The sequence below is a fragment of the Burkholderia sp. IT-111MI5 genome, assembly GCF_949752865.1.
In the GTDB taxonomy this organism is placed as follows: domain Bacteria; phylum Pseudomonadota; class Gammaproteobacteria; order Burkholderiales; family Burkholderiaceae; genus Burkholderia; species Burkholderia pyrrocinia_C.
On the sequence record NZ_CATKIF010000016.1, the window covers coordinates 78,170 to 86,216 of the forward strand.

An 8,047-nucleotide genomic window follows, 5' to 3' on the forward strand; every position below is an offset into this window, starting at 1 on the left:
CATGAGTCACCTTGAAGCACGCGCCGGGCATCCGGGCGCCGGGCACCTGGACGCCGGCCGGCCCGAAGTATCGGTCATCATCCCCGTGTACAACGAGGAAGACGGCCTCGCCGCGCTGTTCGCGCGGCTGTATCCGGCGCTCGACGCACTCGACACGTCATACGAAGTGATCCTGATCAACGACGGCAGCCGCGACCGCTCGGCCGCGATGCTCGCCGACCAGTTCCACGTGCGCCCCGACACGACGCGCGTCGTGCTGCTCAACGGCAACTACGGCCAGCACATGGCGATCCTCGCGGGCTTCGCGCAATCGCGCGGCGAGATTGTCATCACGCTCGACGCCGACCTGCAGAATCCGCCCGAGGAAATCGGCAAGCTGATCGCGAAGATGCGCGAGGGCTACGACTACGTCGGCTCGATCCGCAAGCAGCGTCAGGACAGCCTGTGGCGGCGCAAGGCGTCGCAGATGATGAACCGGCTGCGCGAGCGCATCACGCGCATCAAGATGACCGACCAGGGCTGCATGCTGCGCGCGTACAGCCGCCGCATCATCGACACGATCAACGTGTGCGGCGAAGTCAACACGTTCATCCCCGCGCTGGCCTATACGTTCGCGCAGAAGCCGACCGAAATCGAGGTCGCGCACGAGGAGCGCTTCGCGGGCGAGTCGAAATACTCGCTGTACAGCCTGATCCGGCTGAACTTCGACCTCGTGACGGGCTTCTCGGTCGTGCCGCTGCAGTGGCTGTCGTTCATCGGCGTGATCCTGTCGCTCGGCTCCGCCGCGCTGTTCGTGCTGCTGCTCGTGCGGCGCTTCATCGTCGGCGCGGAAGTGCAAGGCGTGTTCACGCTGTTCGCGATCACGTTCTTCCTGCTCGGCGTGATCATCTTCGCGCTCGGCCTGCTCGGCGAATACGTCGGCCGCATCTACCAGCAGGTGCGCGCACGGCCGCGCTACCTGATCCAGGCCGTGCTCGAGCAGCACGACGGCATGCCGGCGGTGCCGGCCGGCGCGAACCGCACGGGAGCCGCGCAATGAAGCCGCGCGCGGTCGTCTTCGCGTATCACAACGTCGGCGTGCGGTGCCTGCAGGTGCTGCTCGCGCGCGGCGTCGACGTCGCACTTGTCGTCACGCACGAGGACAATCCGAACGAGAACATCTGGTTCGGCAGCGTCGCGTCCGTCGCGGCCGAGCACGGCATTCCGGTCGTCACGCCGGCCGATCCTGCCGATCCGGCGCTGCGCCGCGCGGTATCGGACGCGCAGCCGGATTTCATCTTCTCGTTCTACTACCGGCACATGCTGCCGGTGGACCTGCTCGCGATCGCGCCGCGCGGCGCGTACAACATGCACGGTTCGCTGCTGCCGAAATACCGGGGTCGGGTACCGACCAACTGGGCCGTGCTGAACGGAGAGACCGAAACCGGCGCGACGCTGCACGAAATGGCCGCGAAGCCCGACGCGGGCGCGATCATCGGCCAGACCGCGGTGCCGATCCTGCCGGACGACACGGCCACGCAGGTGTTCGACAAGGTCACGGTGGCCGCCGAGCAGACGCTCTGGCGCGTGCTGCCCGCGCTGCTCGCGGGCGAGGCGGCGCACCTGCCGAACGATCTCGCGACCGGCAGTTACTTCGGCGGGCGCAAGCCCGAGGACGGCCGCGTCGACTGGTCGAAGCCGGCAGCGCAGATCTACAACCTGGTGCGCGCGGTGGCGCCGCCGTATCCGGGCGCGTTCACGGACGTCGGCGGCACGCGTTTCGTGATCGCGCGCGCGCGTCTCGCGGCGCCCGGTAGCGCGGCAGCGGCCGCCGCGGCGGATTTGCCGCCCGGCCTGCACGTAAGCGATAATGCGCTATTCGGCGTCTGCGGCGACAGCCGCGCCCTATCCATTCTCGAGCTGTGGCAGCAGCGCGACGGCAGCGAAACCGTCGTGACGCCCGCGGAATTCGCGCAGTTCATTCATTCTTCCCGTCATTCATGAAAGCAAAAAAAGTCCTGATCCTGGGTGTGAACGGCTTCATCGGCCATCACCTGTCGAAGCGCATTCTTGAAACCACCGATTGGGAAGTGTTCGGCATGGACATGCAGACCGATCGGCTCGGCGACCTCGTCAACCACGAGCGGATGCATTTCTTCGAAGGCGACATCACGATCAACAAGGAGTGGGTCGAGTATCACGTGAAGAAGTGCGACGTGATCCTGCCGCTCGTCGCGATCGCGACGCCCGCCACCTACGTCCAGCAGCCGCTGCGCGTGTTCGAGCTCGACTTCGAGGCGAACCTGCCGATCGTGCGTTCGGCCGTCAAGTACGGCAAGCACCTCGTGTTCCCGTCGACCTCCGAGGTCTACGGCATGTGCTCGGACGAGCAGTTCGACCCGGATGCATCGGCCCTCACCTACGGCCCGATCAACAAGCCGCGCTGGATCTACGCGTGCTCGAAGCAGCTGATGGACCGCGTGATCTGGGGTTACGGGATGGAAGGCCTGAACTTTACGCTGTTCCGTCCGTTCAACTGGATCGGCCCGGGCCTCGACTCGATCTACACGCCGAAGGAAGGCAGCTCGCGCGTCGTCACGCAGTTCCTCGGCCACATCGTGCGCGGCGAGAACATCAGCCTCGTCGACGGCGGCTCGCAGAAGCGCGCGTTCACCGACATCGGCGACGGCATCAGCGCGCTGATGAAGATCATCGAGAACAAGAACGGCGTCGCATCGGGCAAGATCTACAACATCGGGAATCCGAAGAACAACTTCTCGGTTCGCGAGCTCGCGCACAAGATGCTCGAACTGGCGGCGGAATTCCCCGAGTACGCCGATTCGGCCAAGCAGGTGAAGCTCGTCGAGACGACGTCCGGCGCCTACTACGGCAACGGCTACCAGGACGTGCAGAACCGCGTGCCGAAGATCGACAACACGATGCAGGAGCTCGGCTGGGCGCCGCAAGCGACGTTCGACGACGCGCTGCGCAACATCTTCGAGGCGTATCGCGGCCACGTCGCCGACGCGCGCGCGCTCGTCGAACAGCAAGGCTGATCGGGACGCTCGCTTGGCTCGCATCGTCCTCAAGATCGACGTCGACACGCTGCGCGGCACGCGCGAAGGCGTGCCGAACCTCGCGCGCATCTTCGACCGCTTCAGTGCGCGCGCGACCTTCCTCTTCAGCCTCGGGCCCGATCACACGGGCTGGGCGCTGCGGCGCGTGTTCCGCCCCGGCTTCCTGAAGAAAGTGTCGCGCACGTCGGTGGTCGAGCACTACGGCGTGAAGCAGCTGATGTACGGCGTGCTGCTGCCGGGCCCCGACATCGGCCGCCGTGCGATCTCCGACATGCGCGCGATCCACGAGGCCGGCTTCGAATGCGGGATCCACACGTGGGATCACGTGTACTGGCAGGACAACGTCCGCGTGCGCGATCGCGACTGGACCGCGCGTGAAATGCAGAAGAGCCACGCGCGCTTCATCGAGATCTTCGGCACGCCGCCCGTCACGCACGGCGCGGCCGGCTGGCAGATGAACGACTCTGCGTTCGAGCAGATCGACGCATGGGGGATGCGCTACGCATCCGACGGCCGCGGCCATTCGCCGTACCTGCCCGTCGTCGGCGGCCGCACGCTGTCGCACGTGCAGATGCCGACGACGCTGCCCACGCTCGACGAAGTGCTCGGCATCGACGGCGTCGACACGCACAACGTCGCCGCGCACATCCTCAGGTTCACCGAAACCAATCCGCACGACCAGGTGTTCACGCTGCACGCGGAACTGGAAGGCCAGAAGCTCGCGCCCGTGTTCGAGCAACTGCTCGCCGGCTGGCGCGCGCAAGGCCACACGTTTGCGACGATGGGCGACTACCACGCGACGCTGGACCGCGACTCGCTGCCATCGTACCCTGTCACGTGGGGCGAAATCCCCGGCCGCTCCGGCGAACTGATCGTCCAGCCCGACTGAGTTCGCACGCGAGCCGGCGTCGCCCGCCGCGCCCTTGCGGCGCGCTGCCGCGGCGCCCCGCCGAACCGCGCCGCAGCGGCGCCTTTCCATAACAACAGGAGAAACACGTGTCTGTCGAAGTTGACCGTCAAGTTCCCGATTTCACCGCACCGGCCACGGGCGGCGACATTTCGCTGTCCGACCTGAAGGGCAAGAAGCTCGTGCTGTACTTCTATCCGAAGGACAACACGCCGGGCTGCACGACCGAAGGGCTGCAGTTCCGCGATCTCTATCCGAAGTTCAAGAAAGCCGGTGCGGAAGTCATCGGCGTGTCGCGCGACAGCCTGCGCTCGCATGACAATTTCAAGGCAAAGCTCGAACTGCCGTTCCCGCTGATCTCCGATGCCGACGAAGCGCTGTGCGCGCTGTTCGATGTCATCAAGATGAAGAAAATGTATGGCAAGGAAGTGCGCGGAATCGAGCGCTCGACGTTCCTGATCGACGCCGACGGCGTACTGCGTCAGGCATGGCGCGGCATCAAGGTGCCGGGTCATGTGGACGACGTGCTAAGTGCTGTACAAGCGCTTTGAGGCGCGTTATATTGGGCCGCAATGAATGCCAGTTCGCCCCATATTTCTCGTAGCTGCGCCGGTGCTCGATGCGATGCTTCCCGGCACCTGACGCGCATCACGACGGTATCAGCCGAGCCGCATGCCCCAGTCGACGGGGCAGCGGCTTTTTTTATGGATTGCGCGCCGGCCCTCGGTCCGGCCCTCACCCCGTCAAGGAGCTGATCGACACTTAGGCGAACCGGCTAGACGAAATTCCTGTGCGCCACCGCGCGCAAACTGCATGCGTCTACGTCACGCAGGATGCGATCAGCGGCGCACGCCTTGCGACACGATTCCTCCCGAGGGACACCATGCCTTTGCCTACTCCCCCCAGCAAGCTCGGCAGCCTTCTGCCGCCCGACGAATACAAGGCGAAAGCGCGGCCCGCGAAAGCCGCGAAGAAATCCGCCGAAGGGGACGCATCCACAGCCGGTGACTATGGTCCGGCCAGCGTGGCCCAACCGATGATCGAAGCCGCGAACACGGCCGCGCCGCTGCGCGCCGTCGCGTCTTCGGCGCAAGATGCCGCGAGCGCACCCGCACGCGGCCGCAAGACCAGACAGACGGCCGCACTGTTGCAGCCGATGCCGGCGCCCGCCGCACCCGCGGCGCCGGTCGTCGCGCGCAACGACAAGCCGGCCGCTGACAAACCGGCCGCGGCTCCCGCGCGCGATGCCGGTGCGGCGACGAAATCGCGCGGCCGCAAGCCCGCCGACGCCGAACTGCAGAAACTGTTCGTGCTCGACACCAACGTGCTGATGCACGACCCGAGCAGCCTCTTCCGCTTCGAAGAACACGACGTCTATCTGCCGATGATGACGCTCGAGGAACTCGACAACCACAAGAAGGGGATGTCCGAAGTCGCGCGCAACGCACGCCAGGTCAGCCGCACGCTCGACGCACTCGTCGCCGATGCGGGCGCGATCACGGCCGGCATCCCGCTGTCGCGCCTCGGCAGCCGCGAGGCGCTCGGCCGCCTGTACTTCCAGACGAAGCTCGCCGACATCGCACCCGTCGAAGGCTTGCCCACCGGCAAGGCGGACAACCAGATCCTCGGCGTCGTGCGCGCGCTGCAGCGCGACCGGCCCGACCGTCAGGTCGTGCTGGTGTCGAAAGACATCAACATGCGGATCAAGGCGCACGCGCTCGGCCTGCCCGCGGAAGACTACTTCAACGACCAGGTGCTGGAGGACTCGGATCTCCTCTACAACGGCGTGCGCGAACTGCCGCAGGACTTCTGGACCAAGCACGCGAAGGGCATGGAGAGCTGGCAGGACACGAAGACGGGCACCACGTACTACCGCGTGACGGGCCCGCTCGTCGCGTCGATGCTCGTCAACGAGTTCGTCTATCTCGAGCCGCAGAACGGCGAACCGACGTTCCACGCGATCGTCCGCGAGCTGAACGGCAAGACGGCGCTGCTGCAGACGCTGCGCGACTACAGCCACCACAAGAACAACGTGTGGGGCATCACCGCGCGCAATCGCGAGCAGAACTTCGCGCTGAACCTGCTGATGAACCCCGAGATCGACTTCGTCACGCTGCTCGGCCAGGCCGGCACCGGCAAGACGCTCGTCGCGCTCGCGGCCGGCCTCGCACAGGTGCTCGACGACAAGCGCTACAACGAGATCATCGTGACGCGCGCGACCGTGCCCGTCGGCGAGGACATCGGTTTCCTGCCCGGTACCGAAGAAGAGAAGATGCAGCCGTGGATGGGCGCATTCGACGACAACCTCGAAGTGCTGCAGAAGACCGACGACGCTGCCGGCGAATGGGGCCGTGCCGCGACGCAGGAACTGATCCGTTCGCGCCTGAAGGTGAAGAGCATGAACTTCATGCGCGGCCGCACGTTCGTCGACAAGTACCTGATCATCGACGAGGCGCAGAACCTGACGCCGAAGCAGATGAAGACGCTCGTCACGCGCGCGGGCCCCGGCACGAAGATCGTGTGCCTCGGCAACATCGCGCAGATCGACACGCCTTACCTGACCGAAGGCAGTTCGGGCCTGACCTACGTCGTCGACCGCTTCAAGGGCTGGGGCCACAGCGGCCACGTGACGCTCGCGCGCGGCGAACGCTCGCGGCTCGCCGACTACGCGTCGGACATCCTGTAACGCGGCAGGCCGGCCCACCCGCCGGCTTTCGACGCATCGCGGCGCTCCGTTTTCCGGAGCGCCGTTTTTATTTGGGGTCGAAAACTCAGGTAACGCATCGTCACGCAACAGCCTCACTTACGCGTGAAACTTCAAGTAAATTCTCAAGAATGGTTGCTTAAGCCCCGCCGGAGCGTCTACCATCGGGCCTGTCTGTTGTCATACGATTCGCGAGCGCGCCGCGCTCGCCCGCCTTGTCATGCTTCGAATCTGCGTTCCCGTCGCCGTCGTTTCGCTGCTTGCGGCCTGCTCCAGCATGCCGCCGCAGTCGGCATCGCGCGAGCCGGGAATGAAGATCACGACGCCGCGCGCGTTCCCCGCTCCCGCCAATTTCCCGAAATTCGTCGATCACAGCGTCGGCCAGGAAGAAATCTCGATCCAGGCGATGAGCCTGGTCGGCGTCCCGTATCGCTGGGGCGGCAATACGCCGACGAGCGGCTTCGACTGCAGCGGACTCGTGCGCTACGTGATCGGCCGCGCGGCCGACGTGAACCTGCCGCGCACGACCGCCGACATGAGCGGCCGCGGCGTGTCGATCGAGCCCGAGCAGATCGCGCCGGGCGACCTGATCTTCTTCAATACGACCGGGCGGCCGCATTCGCACGTCGGCATCTATGTCGGCAAGCTGCGCTTCGTCAACGCACCGTCGACGGGCGGCACCGTGCGGCTCGACTACCTGACGAACCCGTACTGGGCCAAGCGTTTCGACGGCATTCGCCGCGTCGCGCCGCCGCGCGCGACGCCCACGCCGTTCGATGCGCCGACCTACGAGGCGAAGCGCGACGAGCCGCGCAACCCGCCGGTGGTTGCGCCCGCCCCCGTCATGACTGCCGCCGCGCCGCGGCCGCCTGCCTATGCTTCGTCGCAAGCCGGAGCGACGCAGTCTCCAGCTCCGGTCATGCCGGCCGCGCAGGCCGTGACGACCGCCGCAGTTGCGCCTGCGGTCGCGCCCGCCGATCCGTACGAACCGCCGCCGCCGCGCGTGCAGGCAGCCCGGCAACAGGCAACGTCGGCGAATGGCGATGGCGGCCTGACCGCGATGACGGCGAATGCAGCGCCGGCCGGCCCGGCAGAAGCCGGCACGCAGATTCCGACGACGGCACTGACGGCCGCCCAGGCCGCCGCATTCGATGCGGAACCGCCGCCCGCGGCAGCCGCAACGACGCCGCGCAGCACCGAGCCCGTGCAGGTGCTGCGTGCGTCGACGCAATCCGCGCCCGTCAGCCCGCGCACCGGCACCGCGGACGATCCGATTGCCCGGTTCGCGAACGGAAGTTACTAACCCGGCGCTCAAATTCCAACGGCAACCTCGGCAGTATCCGCCGCAGCCCCGCCGTTCGTCGCAAACTTCCTCGCCTC

At 66.4% G+C, this 8,047-nt stretch carries 7 protein-coding genes and 1 pseudogene; 7 read left to right on the plus strand and 1 reads right to left on the minus strand.

Going from position 1 to position 8,047, the window contains the following annotated elements:
* Position 1: 1 nt before the first annotated feature.
* From ACM6JT_RS17025 to ACM6JT_RS17045, 5 genes are all read left to right on the plus strand, one after another.
* Positions 2–1,039: a glycosyltransferase gene (locus tag ACM6JT_RS17025; RefSeq protein ID WP_034181243.1), complete on the plus strand. Its 1,038-nt coding sequence runs from the start codon at positions 2–4 to the stop codon at positions 1,037–1,039.
* Positions 1,036–1,983: a formyltransferase gene (locus ACM6JT_RS17030; protein WP_414856895.1), complete on the plus strand. Its 948-nt coding sequence runs from the start codon at positions 1,036–1,038 to the stop codon at positions 1,981–1,983. The genes ACM6JT_RS17025 and ACM6JT_RS17030 overlap by 4 nt, the downstream gene beginning before the upstream one ends.
* Positions 1,980–3,035 (plus strand): bifunctional UDP-4-keto-pentose/UDP-xylose synthase, encoded by a 1,056-nt coding sequence (locus ACM6JT_RS17035; protein ID WP_051983717.1) that lies wholly within the window; start codon positions 1,980–1,982, stop codon positions 3,033–3,035. Before ACM6JT_RS17030 ends, ACM6JT_RS17035 begins: the two co-directional genes overlap by 4 nt.
* 13 nt (positions 3,036–3,048) lie before the next feature.
* Positions 3,049–3,945: a polysaccharide deacetylase family protein gene (locus tag ACM6JT_RS17040; RefSeq protein WP_034181241.1), complete on the plus strand. Its 897-nt coding sequence runs from the start codon at positions 3,049–3,051 to the stop codon at positions 3,943–3,945.
* A gap of 107 nt (positions 3,946–4,052) precedes the next feature.
* Positions 4,053–4,514, plus strand: a complete 462-nt coding sequence (locus tag ACM6JT_RS17045) for a peroxiredoxin (RefSeq protein ID WP_006756046.1) — start codon at positions 4,053–4,055, stop codon at positions 4,512–4,514.
* Between the two features lie 192 nt (positions 4,515–4,706).
* Here the strand turns inward: ACM6JT_RS17045 and ACM6JT_RS17050 are convergent.
* A pseudogene (locus tag ACM6JT_RS17050) lies at positions 4,707–4,951 on the minus strand (hypothetical protein); the annotation flags it as partial.
* Between ACM6JT_RS17050 and ACM6JT_RS17055 the strand changes: the two are divergent.
* Together ACM6JT_RS17055 and ACM6JT_RS17060 are read left to right on the plus strand one after the other, a co-directional pair.
* A complete protein-coding gene (locus ACM6JT_RS17055; protein WP_034181240.1) occupies positions 4,847–6,649 on the plus strand; it encodes a PhoH family protein in 1,803 nt (600 codons plus the stop codon). The pseudogene ACM6JT_RS17050 and the gene ACM6JT_RS17055 overlap by 105 nt on opposite strands.
* A gap of 238 nt (positions 6,650–6,887) precedes the next feature.
* A complete protein-coding gene (locus ACM6JT_RS17060; RefSeq protein ID WP_407970626.1) occupies positions 6,888–7,970 on the plus strand; it encodes a C40 family peptidase in 1,083 nt (360 codons plus the stop codon).
* Positions 7,971–8,047: the final 77 nt, after the last annotated feature.